General features: G+C 72.5%; 13 protein-coding genes. 10 read left to right on the forward strand and 3 right to left on the reverse strand.

Going from position 1 to position 16,639, the window contains the following annotated elements; all coding sequences use genetic code 11:
- The first annotated feature begins 19 nt into the window (after nt 1-19).
- The 6 genes from ACFWUY_RS20280 (at nt 20) to ACFWUY_RS20305 (ending at nt 6,868) form a co-directional block, all read left to right on the forward strand.
- Complete coding sequence (locus ACFWUY_RS20280) at nt 20-1,177, forward strand: ABC transporter ATP-binding protein (RefSeq protein WP_384110008.1); 1,158 nt, start codon at nt 20-22, stop codon at nt 1,175-1,177.
- Entirely contained in the window at nt 1,174-2,106 is a 933-nt protein-coding gene (locus ACFWUY_RS20285; RefSeq protein ID WP_384110017.1) for an ABC transporter permease, read from the forward strand. Before ACFWUY_RS20280 ends, ACFWUY_RS20285 begins: the two co-directional genes overlap by 4 nt.
- On the forward strand, nt 2,106-2,903 hold the full coding sequence (locus ACFWUY_RS20290) for an ABC transporter permease (RefSeq protein WP_384110026.1): 798 nt from the start codon (nt 2,106-2,108) through the stop codon (nt 2,901-2,903). The genes ACFWUY_RS20285 and ACFWUY_RS20290 overlap by 1 nt, the downstream gene beginning before the upstream one ends.
- A 37-nt stretch (nt 2,904-2,940) precedes the next feature.
- On the forward strand, nt 2,941-4,359 hold the full coding sequence (locus ACFWUY_RS20295; RefSeq protein WP_384110034.1) for an NAD(P)/FAD-dependent oxidoreductase: 1,419 nt from the start codon (nt 2,941-2,943) through the stop codon (nt 4,357-4,359).
- A 129-nt stretch (nt 4,360-4,488) separates the two neighbouring features.
- Nucleotides 4,489-4,968: a hypothetical protein gene (locus tag ACFWUY_RS20300; protein WP_384110040.1), complete on the forward strand. Its 480-nt coding sequence runs from the start codon at nt 4,489-4,491 to the stop codon at nt 4,966-4,968.
- 97 nt (nt 4,969-5,065) lie between these two features.
- Entirely contained in the window at nt 5,066-6,868 is a 1,803-nt protein-coding gene (locus tag ACFWUY_RS20305; protein WP_384110046.1) for a chitinase, read from the forward strand.
- Here ACFWUY_RS20305 and ACFWUY_RS20310 read toward each other — a convergent pair.
- Both ACFWUY_RS20310 and gabT read right to left on the reverse strand, forming a co-directional pair.
- Nucleotides 6,834-7,568: a phosphatase PAP2 family protein gene (locus ACFWUY_RS20310; RefSeq protein WP_384110053.1), complete on the reverse strand. Its 735-nt coding sequence runs from the start codon at nt 7,566-7,568 to the stop codon at nt 6,834-6,836. The genes ACFWUY_RS20305 and ACFWUY_RS20310 overlap by 35 nt on opposite strands.
- Nucleotides 7,569-7,766: 198 nt before the next feature.
- Nucleotides 7,767-9,101, reverse strand: a complete 1,335-nt coding sequence (gene gabT / locus ACFWUY_RS20315; protein WP_384110060.1) for a 4-aminobutyrate--2-oxoglutarate transaminase — start codon at nt 9,099-9,101, stop codon at nt 7,767-7,769.
- Nucleotides 9,102-9,367: 266 nt separating this feature from the next.
- Between gabT and ACFWUY_RS20320 the strand changes: the two genes are divergently transcribed.
- On the forward strand, nt 9,368-11,884 hold the full coding sequence (locus ACFWUY_RS20320) for an ATP/GTP-binding protein (protein ID WP_384110068.1): 2,517 nt from the start codon (nt 9,368-9,370) through the stop codon (nt 11,882-11,884).
- Nucleotides 11,885-11,969: 85 nt separating this feature from the next.
- Nucleotides 11,970-13,523: a PucR family transcriptional regulator gene (locus ACFWUY_RS20325; RefSeq protein WP_384110074.1), complete on the forward strand. Its 1,554-nt coding sequence runs from the start codon at nt 11,970-11,972 to the stop codon at nt 13,521-13,523.
- 87 nt (nt 13,524-13,610) lie between these two features.
- Here the strand turns inward: ACFWUY_RS20325 and ACFWUY_RS20330 are convergent, their stop codons facing one another.
- Entirely contained in the window at nt 13,611-13,880 is a 270-nt protein-coding gene (locus ACFWUY_RS20330; RefSeq protein ID WP_384110080.1) for a hypothetical protein, read from the reverse strand.
- Nucleotides 13,881-13,998: 118 nt separating this feature from the next.
- On the opposite strand from ACFWUY_RS20330, the gene ACFWUY_RS20335 reads away from it, so the two are divergent.
- Both ACFWUY_RS20335 and ACFWUY_RS20340 read left to right on the forward strand, forming a co-directional pair.
- A complete protein-coding gene (locus ACFWUY_RS20335; protein WP_384110087.1) occupies nt 13,999-14,979 on the forward strand; it encodes an EamA family transporter in 981 nt (326 codons plus the stop codon).
- Between the two features lie 182 nt (nt 14,980-15,161).
- Nucleotides 15,162-16,607: an aldehyde dehydrogenase family protein gene (locus ACFWUY_RS20340; protein ID WP_384110091.1), complete on the forward strand. Its 1,446-nt coding sequence runs from the start codon at nt 15,162-15,164 to the stop codon at nt 16,605-16,607.
- Nucleotides 16,608-16,639 lie beyond the last annotated feature (32 nt).

Here is a 16,639-nt window from a genome sequence, read left to right on the forward strand (position 1 = left end):
TCCCCTGGGACCACAACCCATGACTGACAAGAACACCGGCGGCGACGTCCGTCTCACCGGGATCAGCAAGTCGTACGGCTCCTTCACCGCCGTCCACCCGCTCGACCTCACCATCCCGCAGGGCTCCTTCTTCGCCCTCCTCGGCGCCTCCGGCTGCGGCAAGACCACCACGCTGCGCATGATCGCCGGCCTGGAGGACCCGAGCACCGGCACCGTCTTCCTCGGCGACACGGACGTCACCGACCTCCCGCCGTACAAGCGGCCGGTCAACACCGTCTTCCAGTCCTACGCGCTCTTCCCGCACATGGACATCACCGAGAACATCGCCTTCGGCCTGCGCCGACGCGGCATCAAGTCGGTGAAGAAGCAGGTCGACGACATGCTGGAGCTCGTCCAGCTCGGCGACAAGGCCCACCACAAGCCGCACCAGCTCTCCGGCGGCCAGCAGCAGCGCGTCGCCGTGGCCCGCGCGCTCATCAACCACCCGCAGGTGCTGCTCCTCGACGAGCCGCTCGGCGCCCTCGACCTCAAGCTGCGCCGTCAGATGCAGCTGGAGCTCAAGCGGATCCAGACCGAGGTCGGCATCACCTTCGTGCACGTCACCCACGACCAGGAGGAGGCCATGACGATGGCCGACCAGGTCGCGGTGATGAACGGCGGCCGCGTCGAGCAGCTCGGCGCCCCCGCCGACCTGTACGAGAACCCGAGCACGACGTTCGTCGCCAACTTCCTCGGCACCTCCAACCTCATCGAGGCCGAGGTCCTGGAGACGGGTTCCCCCAGCGCCGACGTGCTCGTCACGGCGGGCGGCGGCAAGCTCCGGGTGCCCGGCGACCGCTGTACCTCCGCCGTCCGCCAGGGCGGCAAGGTGCTCGTGGGCGTCCGCCCCGAGAAGATCTCGCTCGCGCACGCCGACGACGCGGGCACGATCGCCGACGGCCGCAACCGGGTCACCGGCCGGATCGCCGACTCCTCGTTCATCGGCGTCTCCACCCAGTACGTGGTGAACAGCCCGGCGGGCGCGGAACTCCAGGTGTACGAGCAGAATATCGAGCGGGACACCCGACTGGTTCCCGGCGCCGAGGTCGTCCTGCACTGGAACCCGGCGCACACCTTCGGCCTCGACGCGGCCCAGGACATCGACGCGGGCGTGGAGACGGTGGAGGACTCCCTGTGAGCGCCCCCACCCTGACGAAGGAGGCGCCGGCCCCGGCCGAAGAACCGGCTCTGCGCAAGCCTCCCACCCGCAAGCGGCTCGTCCCGTACTGGCTGCTCGTGCCCGGCATCATCTGGCTGCTCGTCTTCTTCGCGCTGCCGATGGTCTACCAGGCCTCGACCTCGGTGCAGACCGGCTCCCTGGAGAAGGGCTTCCAGGTCACCTGGCACTTCCAGACCTACTGGGACGCCTTCCAGGAGTACTGGCCGCAGTTCGTCCGCTCCCTGCTCTACGCCGGGACCGCGACCCTGCTCTGCCTGCTGCTCGGCTACCCGCTGGCGTACCTGATCGCCTTCAGGGCCGGCCGCTGGCGCAACCTGCTCCTCGTCCTCGTCATCGCGCCCTTCTTCACCAGCTTCCTCATCCGCACGCTGGCGTGGAAGACGATCCTGGCCGACGACAGCCTCGTCGTCGACGCGCTCAACGCGCTCCACGTCCTGGACGTGACCAGCTGGATCGGCTGGACCGAGGGCGACCGCGTCCTCGCCACCCCGATGGCCGTCGTCTGCGGTCTGACGTACAACTTCCTGCCCTTCATGATCCTGCCCCTCTACACCTCCCTGGAGCGGATCGACGGGCGGCTCCACGAAGCCGCGCAGGACCTGTACGCCTCCCCGGCGACCACCTTCCGCAAGGTGACCTTCCCGCTGTCGATGCCCGGCGTCGTCTCCGGCACCCTGCTCACCTTCATCCCGGCGAGCGGCGACTACGTCAACGCCGAACTGCTCGGCTCGACCGACACCAAGATGGTCGGAAACGTCATCCAGTCGCAGTTCCTGCGGGTCCTCGACTACCCGACGGCGGCCGCGCTCTCCTTCATCCTCATGGCGATCGTGCTGGTCATGGTCACCGTCTACATCCGCCGAGCGGGAACGGAGGACCTGGTCTGATGCGTTGGATCCGCCGCAACCTCGTCGTCATCGCGGGCCTGCTGACGCTCGCGTACATGATCCTGCCGAACCTCGTCGTGATGGCGTTCTCGTTCAACAAGCCGAACGGGCGCTTCAACTACTCCTGGCAGCGGTTCTCCCTGGACGCCTGGAAGGACCCCTGCGGCGTCGCCGACATGTGCGCGTCGCTCTCGCTCTCCCTCCAGCTCGCCGCCTGGGCCACCGTCGGCGCCCTCGTCCTCGGCACGCTGATCGCCTTCGCGCTGGTCCGCTACCGCTTCCGGGCGCGCGGCTCGATCAACTCGCTGATCTTCCTGCCGATGGCGATGCCCGAGGTCGTCATGGCCGCCTCGCTGCTCACCCTCTTCCTCAACATGGGGATCGAGCTGGGCTTCTGGACGGTCCTCATCGCCCACATCACGTTCTGTCTGTCGTTCGTCGTGACGGCGGTCAAGGCCCGGGTCATGTCCATGGACCCGCGCCTGGAGGAAGCCGCGCGCGACCTCTACGCGGGCCCCGTGCAGACCTTCCTGCGCGTCACCCTGCCGATCGCCGCGCCCGGCATCGCCGCCGGCGCCCTGCTCGCCTTCGCGCTCTCGTTCGACGACTTCATCATCACCAACTTCAACGCGGGTCCCTCCACCGTGACCTTCCCCATGTTCGTCTGGGGCTCGGCGCAGCGAGGAACCCCCGTACAGATCAACGTCATCGGCACCGCGATGTTCGTCCTCGCGGTACTGATGGTCCTGGCCGGACAGATCATCACGAACCGGCGCAAGAAAACAGCAACAGCCTGAGCAATAGGCAGCTCAGGCACCGAAGGAGTTGGAAACCATGGCCCCAGTCGCCATGCGTCTCGCTGCACAATCTCTCTCCGACGCCCAGCCCGTCCCCTTCTGGCTGGAAGATCCCGGCAAGCCCGGCGCCCTGCCCGCCCTCACCGGCACCGAGAAGTGCGATCTCCTCGTCGTCGGCGGCGGCTACAGCGGACTGTGGACCGCGCTCCTCGCCAAGGAGCGCGACCCCGCCAGGGACGTCGTACTGATCGAAGGCCGCGAGGTGGGCTGGGCCGCCTCGGGCCGCAACGGAGGATTCTGCGCCGCCTCCCTCACCCACGGTTTCGGCAACGGGCTCGCCCGCTGGCCGGGCGAGCTGCCGAAACTGGAGGAGCTCGGCGAGCACAACCTCGACGCCATCGAGGAGGCGGTCGCCCGCTACTCCCTGGACTGCGACTTCGAGCGCACCGGCGAGCTCGACGTCGCCACCGAGCCGTACCAGGTCGAGGAACTGGCCGAGGTGTACGAGGAGATCGACCGGCTCGGCCTCGCGGACGGCATCGAACTCCTCGACCGGGACGCCGTCCGCGCCGAGGTCGACTCGCCGACCTTCCTCGGCGGTCTCTGGGACCGCCGGGGCGTGGCCATGCTGAACCCGGCCAAGCTGGCCTGGGGCCTCAAGCGGGCCTGCCTCGACCTGGGCGTGCGGATCTTCGAGAACACCCCCGGGCTCGAACTGGTCTCCGTGGGCGCCGGCATGGGCGTCCGCACCCCGTACGGCCGGGTCGTCGCCCGCCGGGTCGCGCTCGGCACCAACGTCTTCCCCTCGCTGGTCAAGCGCGTCCGCCCGTACACCGTCCCGGTCTACGACTACGCCCTGATGACCGAGCCGCTCAGCCCCGAGCAGCTCGCCTCGGTCGGCTGGAAGAACCGGCAGGGGCTCGGCGACTCCGCCAATCAGTTCCACTACTTCCGGATCACCGCCGACAACCGGATCCTCTGGGGCGGCTACGACGCGATCTACCCCTTCGGCGGCAAGCTGAACGCCGAGATGGACCACCGCCCGGAGACGTACCTCAAGCTCGCCGAGCACTTCTTCCGCTGCTTCCCGCAGCTGGAGGGCCTGCGCTTCAGCCACGCCTGGGGCGGCGCGATCGACACCTGCTCCCGCTTCTCGGCCTTCTTCGGTACGGCGTACCGGGGCAAGGTGGCGTACGCGGCCGGGTTCACCGGCCTGGGCGTGGGGGCCACCCGCTTCGGCGGCGACGTGATGCTCGACCTGCTCGCGGGGGAGCGCACCGAGCGCACCGACCTGGAGATGGTCCGCTCCAAGCCGCTGCCGTTCCCGCCCGAGCCGATCGCCTGGGCCGGCATCGGCATCACCAAGTGGTCGATGGCGCGCGCCGACGAGAACGGCGGACGGCGCAACCTGTGGCTGAAGGCCATGGACCGGGTGGGACTCGGCTTCGACAGCTGAACCGTCGTCACGCACCGACGCCGTGTGACGTACGTCACGATCGATGGGTGGCTGAATCCGCGTAAGAGAAGTCGCCCGAACAGCTCTCTCCGTACGGACACCGTGTCCCTACGGAAGGAGATCGTCGCGATGACTGGTACGGGGGCCTCGGGCGCCAGGAGCGCGGTGGAGTGGCTGGTCTCGGTCGCACCCGATCCCGACGCCTGCCGGTGGGAGTGGGAGCGCAACCCGCACGGGGTCGCGCTGCTGCCCGCCGGCAGGCGCTGGGACGTGCTGATCCTGTCGGCGGAGCTCGGCTACCCGACACTCGACGTGCTGACCCGCCTGGTCGACCGGCCGGGCCCGGTCCTCGCCGACTTCGGTGACGCCCGCATGGGCTTCTTCGTCCCGCCCGGCACCGCCACCCGCTGGCTCGGCACGGGCGTGCGCGGCGCGGGCGCCGGGACCTGGATCGTGGTCCCCTACCCGGGGCGGGCGGCGGGCGCGGTCCGCTGGCTGGTGGCGCCGGACGGCGCGGGCACCCTCACCGACGCGGCCCTGCTCGAACTGGCGATGCACGAGGCGGCGGGGCGGCTGGCCAGGGGGGAAGGGGGATCCGGCGGAAGGTGAGGGAGGTGTCGTCCGGACAGAGGTCTTGACCACTTGATTGGTCTGGACCATGCTGTGGCGCGCTCGCACCTCGATTCCCCCACCCCCGGAGGCAGTTGTGGAACGCGTCAGACACCTCACCCTGCTCCTCGCGGGCGCCCTCGCCGCCGGCGGACTCGCCGCGCTCACCCCCGCGGCCCAGGCCGCCGACGCCGAACTCGCCCGCAACGGCGGCTTCGAGGCCGGCCTCGACGGCTGGACCTGCACGGCGGGCAGTGGCGCCGCCGTCTCCTCGCCCGTGCGCAGCGGTACGAAGGCGCTCCAGGCGACTCCCGCCGGCAGCGACAACGCCCGCTGCTCCCAGACCGTCACCGTCAAGCCGAACTCCACGTACACGCTCAGCGGCTGGGTGCGCGGCAGCTACGTCTACCTCGGCGCCTCCGGCACCGGTACCACCGACGTCTCCACCTGGACGGGCTCCGCCCCCGACTGGCAGAAGCTCAGCACCGCCTTCACCACGGGCGGCTCCACCACCTCGGTCACGATCTACACCCACGGTTGGTACGGCACGCCCGCCTACCAGGCCGACGACCTCTCCCTGTACGGCCCCGGCGGCGACCCCGTCCAGCTCCCGGCCGCCCCCACCGGACTCACGGCCGGCTCCCCGACCTCCACCTCCGTACCGCTGACGTGGGCAGCGGTCCCCGGCGCCACCTCGTACAAGGTCCACAAGGGCGGCGCTCTCCTCGCGACCGTGACCGGCACCTCGTACACCGCCACCGGTCTCGCCCCCGCCACCTCCCACACCTTCCAGGTCTCGGCCGTGAACAGCGCGGGCGAGTCCCCGAAGTCGGCGGCCGTGACGGCGACGACGACCAGCGGCGGCGGGGGCGGCAACCCGGGTCTCCCCGCGCACGCCCTCGTCGGCTACCTCCACGCGAGCTTCGCCAACGGCTCCGGCTACACCCGGATGGCCGACGTCCCCGACTCCTGGGACGTCATCAACCTCGCCTTCGGCGAACCGACCTCGGTGACCTCCGGTGACATCCGCTTCAGCCTGTGCCCGGCGACCGAATGCCCGAACGTCGAGTCCGTCACGGACTTCAAGGCGGCGATCAAGGCCAAGCAGGCCGCCGGGAAGAAGGTCCTGATCTCCATCGGCGGCCAGAACGGCCAGGTCCAGCTCTCCACCACCGCCGCCCGTGACGCCTTCGTCTCCTCCGTCTCGAAGATCATCGACGAGTACGGGCTCGACGGCCTCGACATCGACTTCGAGGGCCACTCCCTCTCGCTCCAGACCGGCGACACCGACTTCCGCAGCCCCACCAGCCCGGTCATCGTGAACCTCATCCAGGCGGTCAGGACCCTCAAGGCCAAGTACGGCGCCGGCTTCGTCCTCACCATGGCCCCGGAGACCTTCTTCGTCCAGCTCGGCTACCAGTACTACGGCTCAGGCCCCTGGGGCGGCCAGGACCCGCGCGCCGGCGCCTACCTCCCGGTCATCCACGCCCTGCGCGACGACCTGACCCTGCTCCACGTCCAGGACTACAACTCGGGCCCCATCATGGGCCTGGACAACCAGTACCACTCGATGGGCGGCGCCGACTTCCACATCGCCATGACCGACATGCTCCTCACCGGCTTCCCCGTCGCCGGCAACACGGACCGCTTCTTCCCGGCCCTCCGCGCCGACCAGGTCGCGATCGGCCTCCCCGCCTCCACCCAGGCGGGCAACGGCCACACCGCCCCGGCCGAGGTGAACAAGGCCCTGAACTGCCTCACGAAGAAGACCGACTGCGGTACGTACCGGACCCACGGCACCTGGCCCGCCCTGCGCGGCCTGATGACCTGGTCGATCAACTGGGACCGCTACGGCCAGTGGGAGTTCAGCCGGAACTTCGACGCGTACCGGTGGAGCTGACGGCCAGGATCAGCGACGAGAGACAGAGACTGGCCAGCACGTCCAGCGGCCAGTGGTAGCCCCGCAGGACCAGACCGGTCCCCGTCGCCGCCGTCAGGACGGCGGCGACGGGGAGCAGGCGGTTCGAGACGAGGAAGGCCGCGCCGAAGTAGGCGACCGCGGCCGTGGCCGTGTGGCCCGAGGGGTAGTAGCCCTGCGCCCAGGGCTCCAGCGGGCCGGGGCGGGCCGTCCACTCCTTCAGGGGGATGACGAGGAGCGGGACCGCCGCCATCGCGAGACCCGCGTACAGGGCGGCGGCGCGGCGGCCGCGCCACAGGGCGTACGCCATCGCGCAGAGGAGGACGGGCAGAGCCACCGTCATGTTGCCGAGGTCGGCGCCGAGTTCGGAGAGGGGCCGGGGGACCGTGTCCACCAGGGCCCGGGACACCCGCTCGTCGAGCCTGGCCAGAGGGCCGTGGACGAGCACCTGCCAGGTCACGACGGCGAGGGCGACGAGCGCCGAGAAGAGAGCCGGCCGCCCTGGAACAGGGGGGGTGGTTCCAGGGCGGCCGAGGGGATCGGGCTGCCGCACGCCCCGGGGGGTGTGGGGCGGGCGGCCATCCGATCGGTGAGGAGTTCCGGAGCACGAGGCTCCAGGGGTGTGCGCGACGGCACGGTGTGGGCGGGGCTGGGGAGGCTCCGCCCGGGGTGTTTCTCTCATCTGCGGAAACCGTACGGCAGAGAAGAGGGGACCGACAGCGGGAAACGCATCCCGCCATCGGCCCCCCACAGAGTCTTCACACGGAGCGCCGGATCCGCGGCCGGATCCGCGGCCGGGCCCGTGACCGGACTCGCGACCCGATCTGTGGTCCGATCCGTGGTCGGACCGGTGATCGGACCGGTGATCGCGGACCCGCGATCAGATCTGCGCGAACGCGTTCTCGATGACGTCGAGGCCCTCGTTCAGGAGGTCCTCGCCGATGACCAGCGGCGGCAGGAAGCGCAGCACGTTGCCGTAGGTGCCACAGGTCAGGACCAGCACGCCCTCGGCGTGGCAGGCCTTCGCCAGGGCGCCCGCGGCCTCCGGGTTCGGCTCCTTGGTCGCGCGGTCCTTGACGAGCTCGATGGCGATCATGGCGCCGCGGCCGCGGATGTCACCGATGGCGTCGAACTTCTCGGCCATCGCCGACAGGCGGGCCTTCATGACCTCCTCGATGCGCTTCGCCCTGCCGTTGAGGTCGAGCTCCTTCATCGTCTCGATGGAGCCGAGCGCACCGGCGCACGCCACCGGGTTGCCGCCGTAGGTGCCGCCAAGACCGCCGCCGTGGACGGAGTCCATGATCTCGGCGCGGCCGGTGACGGCGGCGAGCGGCAGACCGCCCGCGATGCCCTTGGCGGTGGTGATGAGGTCCGGGACGATGCCCTCGTCCTCGCACGCGAACCACTGGCCGGTACGGCAGAAGCCGGACTGGATCTCGTCGGCGACGAAGACGATGCCGTTGTCGTTGGCGAACTTCACGATCGCCGGCAGGAAGCCCTTGGCCGGCTCGATGAAGCCGCCCTCGCCGAGGACCGGCTCGATGATGATCGCGGCGACGTTGTCGGCGCCGATCTGCTTGCTGATCTGGTCGATCGCCTGGGCGGCGGCCTCGGGGCCGCAGTTCTCGGCACCGGTGGCCCAGCGGTAGCCGTACGCCACCGGCACGCGGTAGACCTCGGGGGCGAACGGACCGAAGCCCTGCTTGTACGGCATGTTCTTCGAGGTCAGCGCCATCGTGAGGTTCGTACGGCCGTGGTAGCCGTGGTCGAAGACGACGACGGCCTGGCGCTTGGTGTACGAACGGGCGATCTTGACCGCGTTCTCGACGGCCTCGGCGCCGGAGTTGAACAGCGCGGACTTCTTGGCGTGGTCGCCCGGGGTCAGCTCGGCCAGCGCCTCGCAGACCTCCACGTAACCCTCGTACGGCGTCACCATGAAACAGGTGTGGGTGAAGTCCTGGAGCTGCGCGGAGGCGCGGCGCACGACGGCCTCGGCGGAGGCGCCGACGGAGGTCACGGCGATGCCGGAGCCGAAGTCGATCAGACGGTTGCCGTCGACGTCCTCGATGATGCCGCCGCCGGCCCGCTTCGTGAAGACGGGGAGCGTGGAGCCCACGCCACCGGCGACCGTGTCGAGGCGGCGGGCCTGAAGCTCCAGCGACTTCGGACCGGGGATGGCGGTGACGACGCGCCGCTCCTGCGGGACAGCGTTCATGCGGGGCTCCTGGGGGTGTTCTGGACGCACTTGCGGGTTTCCTCCGCAGGCTAGGCGCGGGGGAGGGGCTGAGGCATGCGCCGATCGGGAGTGGTGGGGGGTGTGTCGTTGTCCGTGGTGGACATGAGGCCTCCGCTTCCGCCGCGGCGGGCGCCTCGCCGCTGCGCGGCCACACGGGTGGGCGAAACCCCTCCGGGGCGTCCCCGGGCCACTAGATTGACGATGGCACAGAGACGGCGACCTGGCTGTTCAGGGGGCAGGGGTTCATGGAGACCGACGGCACGTACGAGTCACGCGACACGCGGGGGAGCGCGGTCCCGCGTCCGGCGGGACCGCCCGTGCCACCCGGCCCCCCGCCCCGGGGATCCGCCGGTCAGCCGTCCTGGGGGCCCGCGGGACCGCCGTCCCCTGGGTCGGCCGGTCAGCCGTCCCGGGGATCCGCCGCCTCTCCGCCCCCGCGGCCCGCCGGACCCCCGCCCCAGGGGGCCGTCGCCTCCCCGCCCCCGCGGCCCGCCGTCTCGCCCCCGCCCGCCCACGTGTCCGCGCGCGTCGGGGTCGCCGAGTGGCTGCGCATCCCCCGCCCCGCCGCCGCCCCCGGCATCTGGCGGCTCGGGCACCGCGAGCGGCCCGAGCGGGAACCCGACCTCGTGCCCGGCCGCCAGCTGATCACCGGCGCGTTCGTCGCGTACCTCTGCGGCTGGCTCCTCTGGTCGCTGCTGTGGAACGGCTACCTGGAGGGGTGGTGGATCTTCGTCAACGACTGGTGGCTGCTGCCCATGCTGTGGCTCGTCCCCAGCGAATGGCGGAACCCCACGCACCCCGACGTCGAGTTGTACGTCGGCGCCTCCTACCTCTGGTACGGCATCCTCCTCACCCTCTTCGCCGTCGGCTTCGGCCGCGTCGGGAACTGGCGCGACATCTGGCAGCGGTACGGCGTGCCCATCTGGCCGCTGTTCGTGCTCCTGCCGGGCGTCTGGCGCGAGATGCCCCGCACGGTCACCTGGCTCACCTGGGTCTCCAGCCTCTACTACGTGCTCCTCGCCGCCTCCCTCGTCGCCGCCGTCTGCCGGGTCGGCAGCTGGCCGCCCGTACGGCGACGTCTGGAACGCGGCTCCGCGACCGGCGCCCCGCCGCCGCCCGCACCGGCCGCCGACCCCGCCGAGTGGCCCGACCTGCGTGACGCCGGAGTGGCCGAGGCCGCGGCCCGGCTCGCCGAGGCCACCCGCCAGGGGGTGCTCGGCGACGTCGACTACGCCCGGATCCGGCGTGCCTGGCAGGGCGTACGGACCAGGCCCGAGCGGCTCGCCGCCTTCACCGAGGCCGTCCGCGCCCGTGGGGCCGCCGCCTGCGGCCACCCCTCCGGCCTGCGCGACCTGCCCGTCCGCACCGCCACCCACGACCTCGCCACCGGCCAGGTCCTCATCGGCACCGCCGCCGACCACCCCCGCAACCCCTACGCCCGGCGCACCACCGGCGTCGCCCTGGAACCGGCCCTGCTCGGCACCTCGCTGCTCGCCGTCGGGCCCGCGGGGGCCGGGAAGACCGCGCGACTCGTGCGGCCCGTCGTCGAGTCGCTCTGTCTGCAGGCGCTCGCCAACCGCGCCGCGGTCGTCGCCGTCACCGCCCAGGGCCCGGCCCTCGGCCCCGACGAGGCCTTCGACGTCGTCGTCTCGGTGGGGCGGCCGCGGTCCACCCACGACCTCGACCTGTACGGCGGCGCCGACGACCCCGACGAGGCCGCCCGCATCCTCGCCGAGGCCCTCGTCGGGGACCTGGTCGCCGACAACCGCCGGGCCGCCACGGCGGTCGCCCAGCTGATCGGGCCCTTCCTGGCCGCGTACGGCCGCTTCCCCGGCGTGCCGGAGCTGCGCGAGCTGCTCGTCGGGACGCCCGAGGCGCTCGCGGCGCTGCGGGCGGCCGTCGCGGGCGACGCCGCGCAGCTGCGTGAACTCGACGCCCGGCAGCGGCAGGCCGAGCGCGGCGACGAGGTCGGCGTCCTGCTCGCCGAGCGGATCGCCTTCCTCGACCGGCCCGCCTTCGCCGGCTTCTTCCGCACGGCGGGCGGTACGCACACGGGCGCGGACGCCGCTGAGAACGCCGGTAGGGACGCCGGTACGGACCGCCGCCTCGGCGAGGAACGGGAACGGCCGCAGTTCTCCCTCCGCGCCGTCGAGCACCCCCTCCGCGTCCGCGTCGACCTGCCCGAGCGCGGCCACGCCGAAGCCTCCCGGATCGTCTCCCGGCTGCTGCTCGCCCAGTTCGCCGAGGCCGCCCTCGGACGCCGCGACCGCTCCCTCTTCGCCTGCCTGGTCCTCGACGACGCCACGTACACCGTCACCGGCGACTCGGTGCGGGCCCTCCAGCGACTGCGCTCCGCCAACGCCGGCGTCGTCCTCGCGCTGCGCAGCCTGGAGGACGTGCCCGAGGCGCTGCGCGGGCCGCTGCTCGGGGCCGTCGGCTGCCGGATGGCGTTCGCCGGGATCGCGCCCTGGGACGGCGGACGGTTCGCCGAGGCCTGGGGCACCGAATGGGTGCAGACCCGGGACGTCACCAACCGGCAGATCATCTCCGACGAGCCGCTCACCAAGGCCCTGCACTTCATGCGGCGCCTGGTGACCGGCAAGGCGGCGACGGCCGAGGCCGTGACCGTGCGGGAGGTGGAGCGCGAGCGCTGGTCGGCCTCAGACCTCGCGCACGCCGTCCCCGCCGGACACGCCGTGCTGTCCGTCACCCACGTGCGGGGCGAGCACGCGCCGCCGCTCCTCGTCGACCTGTGGAGCTGAGCGCGCCCCCGCGGACGGGCTGGCACAATCGGGGGCGCCGCTCGGCTGAGCGGCGCCCCCTCGCCCAAAGGTCCGACGGTCCCCAATGCCGCCCACCCTCGCCTCGCTCGTCCAGCACTCCTCCCTGAAGCTCGTCGTCCGCGCAGGTGAGGACCGCCTCGGCACCCCCGTCCGCTGGGCGCACGTCAGCGAGCTCGCCGACCCCGTCCCGTACATGGAGGGCGGTGAGCTCCTCCTCACCACCGCGCTCACGCTCGACGCGGAGGACCTGGAGGCGATGCGCCGCTACGTGCGGCGGCTGCTCGGCGCGGGAGTCGTCGGGCTCGGCTTCGCCATCGGCGTCAACTACGAGGAGATCCCGCCGGCGCTGCTCGAAGCGGCCCGCGAGGAGCATCTGCCCCTCCTCGAAGTGCCGCGCAGGACCCCGTTCCTCGCCATCAGCAAGGCGGTGTCGGCCGCCATCTCCGCCGACCAGTACCGGGCCGTCACGGCCGGCTTCGAGGCCCAGCGCGAGCTGACGAGGGCCGCGCTCGCCGAGGGCCCCGAAGCCGTCGTCGCCCGGCTCGCCGCGCACGTCGACGGCTGGGCCGCGCTCTACGACACCTCCGGCACGGTCGTCGCCGTCTCGCCCGACTGGGCGGCGCGCCGGGCCGCCCGGCTCACCCCCGACGTGGAGCGGCTGCGCGACCGGCCCGCGCCCGCGAGCGCGGTGGTCGGCGGTACGGACGACCGCGTCGAGCTCCAGTCGCTCGGTACCGGACGGCGGGTACGGGGCGCCCTCGCGGTCGGTACGGGCGCCCCCCTCGGGACGGCCGAGCGGTACGCGGTCCACTCGGCGATCGCCCTGCTCACCCTCACCACGGAACGCTCCCGCTCGCTCCAGGCGGCCGAACAGCGGCTCGGCGCGGCGGTCCTGCGGATGCTGCTCGCGGGGCAGCCGGACCACGCGCGCGCGGTGGCCGGGGACGTGTACGGCGGGCTGCTCGACGCCCCCTTCCGGCTGATCGTCGCGGAACCCGCCGGGGGCGACCCGGCCGGCGAACCGCCCCTGCCGGTGCTCGCCGAGTCCCTGGAGGCGGCCGCGGCCCGGGCCGGCGAGGCGGTGCTCGCCGTCGCCGAGAGCGAGCAGCGGCTCGTCGTCCTCGCCGGGGACGGCGGCGCGGTCGTCGCCGCCTGCGAGGGGTACGCGGAGCGGGACGCCGAGGACGCCGGTGTCGCCATCGGGCTCTCGGCCCCGGCGGGACCGATCGCGGCCGCCGCGGCGTACAAGCAGGCCGAGCAGGCGCTCTCGGTGGCCCGTCGACGGGGGAAGGCGCTCGTCGAGCACGAGGACCTGGCGGCGGGCTCGGTCCTGCCGCTCCTCGCCGACGACGCCGTGCGCGCCTTCGCCGACGGGATGCTCCGCGCGCTCCGGGACCACGACGCGACGGGCCGCGGCGACCTGGTCGCCTCCCTGCGGGCCTGGCTCTCCCGGCACGGCCAGTGGGACGCGGCGGCGGCGGACCTGGGCGTCCACCGGCACACCCTGCGCTACCGGATGCGGCGGGTGGAGGAGATCCTCGGCCGCTCCCTGGACGATCCGGACGTACGGATGGAACTGTGGCTGGCCCTGAAGGCGACGGCGGAGGACACGGAGTAGCGGCCGGGCCTGTCATGGCCGGGCCCTTCTGCGGCCGGACCTTTACGGCTGGGCCCTTCCACGGACGGCCCTTCTGCGGCCGGACCTTCAGGCCGGGTTCCCGCCGTCGTCGCCTCCGCCCGCCCGTCGTCCGCTCCGGCGCTGTCCGGCGCGGACCGCCTCGCCGCCCAGCAGCGTCACGGCGGCCACCGCGCGGACCCAGCGGGGGCCGCCCCGCGCCGCCCACACGACACAGCCGCAGCCCGCGAGGGCTAGGACCACGACGCCGATCAGTACGTAAAGGATCATGCTTCCCCCTGGGTTGCCGTGTTCCCGATCCCGCTCCCGCTCCTGCTCCTGCTCTTGCGGTGCGGTCATCCTCCCATCCCTCCCCGACATCCCACCGGCCCTCGCCGTCGCCCGAAGTCCGCCACCCCTGCCCGATTCCGGGCAATTTCCTTGGCCTTCGGGGCCCGTGCTCCGTATTCTCCTGCGCATGACAAGACCCGCCGTCGACCCGGCCCCCGAGGCGCACCCGGACGCCCCCGCACCCCGTACCGCCGTCCCCGCAGCCCCCGCCGCCCCCGCCCGCCGGATCACCGGCGCCGTCTGGGCCGCGCTCGGCATCGTGTACGTCGTGTGGGGGTCCACGTACCTCGGGATCCGGATCGTCGTCGAGACCCTCCCGCCGTTCCTCTCCGGCGGCGCCCGCTTCGTCATCGCGGGCCTGCTCCTCGCCGCGATCGTCGCCTGGCGGCAGGGCCCCGCCGCGCTCAAGGTGACCCGCCGGGAACTCGGCTCCGCCGTCCTCGTCGGTCTGCTCCTCATCCTCGGCGGCAACGGCCTCGTCGTCCTCGCCGAGACCTCCATCCCGTCCGGCCTCGCCGCGCTCCTCGTCGCCGCCGTCCCCGTCTGGGTCGTCCTGCTCCGCGCGGCCTTCGGCGAGCGCCCCGGACTCGGCGCCTTCGGCGGCGTCCTGCTCGGCTTCGCCGGCCTGGGCGTCCTCACCGCCCCCGGCCTGAGCGGCGACGTGAAGATCGGCGGCGTTCTGCTCGTCGTCGTGGCGGCGCTGCTGTGGGCCCTGGGCTCCGTCTCCTCCGCCCGGCTGCCCATGCCCGCCAACCCCTTCACCGCGAGCGTGTACGAGATGCTGACCGGCGGCCTCGCCGCGCTCGCCGTCGGTCTCGTACGCGGCGAACACCACGGCTTCGACCCGGCCGCCGTCTCCGACCGCTCCTGGGTCGCCCTCGCGTACCTGATCGTCTTCGGCTCGCTCGTCGCCTTCACCGCGTACGCCTGGCTCCTCCAGACCGCGCCGGTCTCCCTCGCCGCCACCTACGCCTACGTCAACCCGGTCGTCGCCGTCCTGCTCGGCGCGCTCGTCCTGAACGAGGCCCTGACGTGGCCCATCCTCCTCGGCGGTGCGATCGTCGTCGGCGCCGTCTGCCTCATCGTGTCGACCGAACGGCGCAGATGACCACGCGTCCCCGACCCTGACGCCACTCCGCCGGAAGTGCCCCCTCCGCCAAAGCGGACAGGAACCCCCGTCCATCACTCCACTGAGGACAAGCGCCCGTTCGCCCGCTTCGCCCTAACGTGGCACGAGAGCGCGAGAGCACCCCCTCGCACCACCCCCGAAACGGAAAGGGCCGGTACGCAATGACGACCACCCACGCCTTCTGGCTCGCCGGCCGCGAGGCCACCGGCGACGCCACCTTCGACGTCACGAACTCGTACGACGGACGTCTGGTCGGCAAGGTCAGCGTGCCCACCGAGGCCCAGGTCGAGGAGGCCGTCGCCGCCGCCCACGCCGTCGTCGACGAGTTCGCCGCGACCCCGGCGCACGTCCGCGCCGCCGCCCTCGACCACGTGTCGAAGCGGCTCGCCGAGCGCACCGAGGAGATCGCCCAGCTGATCTCCGCCGAGAACGGCAAGCCCGTCAAGTGGGCCCGCGGCGAGGTCGGCCGTGCCGTCTCCGTCTTCCGTTTCGCCGCCGAGGAGGCCCGCCGCTGGAACGCCGGCGAGGCCCAGCGCCTGGACACCGAGGCCGGCGGCGCGGGCCGCCTCGCCCTCACCCGCCGTATCCCCACGGGCGTCGTGCTCGGCATCGCGCCGTTCAACTTCCCGCTGAACCTCAGCGCCCACAAGGTCGCCCCGGCCATCGCCGTCGGCGCCCCGATCATCCTCAAGCCGGCCCCGTCGACCCCGATCTCCTCCCTGATCCTGGGTGAGATCCTGGCCGAGACCGACCTGCCGGCCGGCTCCTGGTCGATCCTCACCGTGCCGAACGACCGGATGCCCGCCCTCGTCCAGGACGAGCGCCTCCCCGTCATCTCCTTCACCGGTTCCGACAAGGTCGGCTACGCCATCCAGCAGTCGGTGCCGCACAAGCACTGCACCCTGGAGCTCGGCGGCAACGCCGCGGCCGTCGTCCTCCCCGACTGGTCCTCCGAGGCCGACCTGGACTGGGCCGCGAGCCGCATCGCCACCTTCTCCAACTACCAGGGCGGCCAGTCCTGCATCTCCGTGCAGCGCGTGATCGCCGACACCTCGGTCTACGACCGCCTGGTGCCGAAGATCGTCGCCGCCGTGGAGGCCCAGGTCACCGGTGACCCGGCGGACGACGCCACCGACGTCGGCCCGCTCGTCGACGAGGCCGCCGCGAAGCGCGTCGAGTCCTGGGTCGACGAGGCCGTCGCGGCCGGCGCCAAGCTCCTCGCCGGCGGCAAGCGCGAGGGCGCCACCTACGCCCCGACCGTCCTCACCGACCTCCCGGCCGACGTCACCCTGGCCCGCGCCGAGGTCTTCGGCCCGGTCCTGACGATCGCCAGGGTCGACGGCGAGGCCGAGGCCTTCGCCGCGGTCAACGACTCGGACTTCGGCCTCCAGGCCGGTGTCTTCACCCACGACCTGCAGACCGCCTTCCGCGCCCACCGCGCCCTGGAGGTCGGCGGCGTGATCGTCGGCGACGTCCCGTCCTACCGCGCCGACCAGATGCCGTACGGCGGCGCCAAGCGCTCCGGCGTCGGCCGCGAGGGCGTGAAGTTCGCGATGGACGACTACACCTACGAGCGCGTCCTCGTCCTGACCGGCCTCGCCCTGTAACCCGTACGCCCACGGGTCCACGAGACCAGGCG

The sequence above is a fragment of the Streptomyces sp. NPDC058664 genome (genome assembly GCF_042716635.1).
GTDB lineage: Bacteria > Actinomycetota > Actinomycetes > Streptomycetales > Streptomycetaceae > Streptomyces.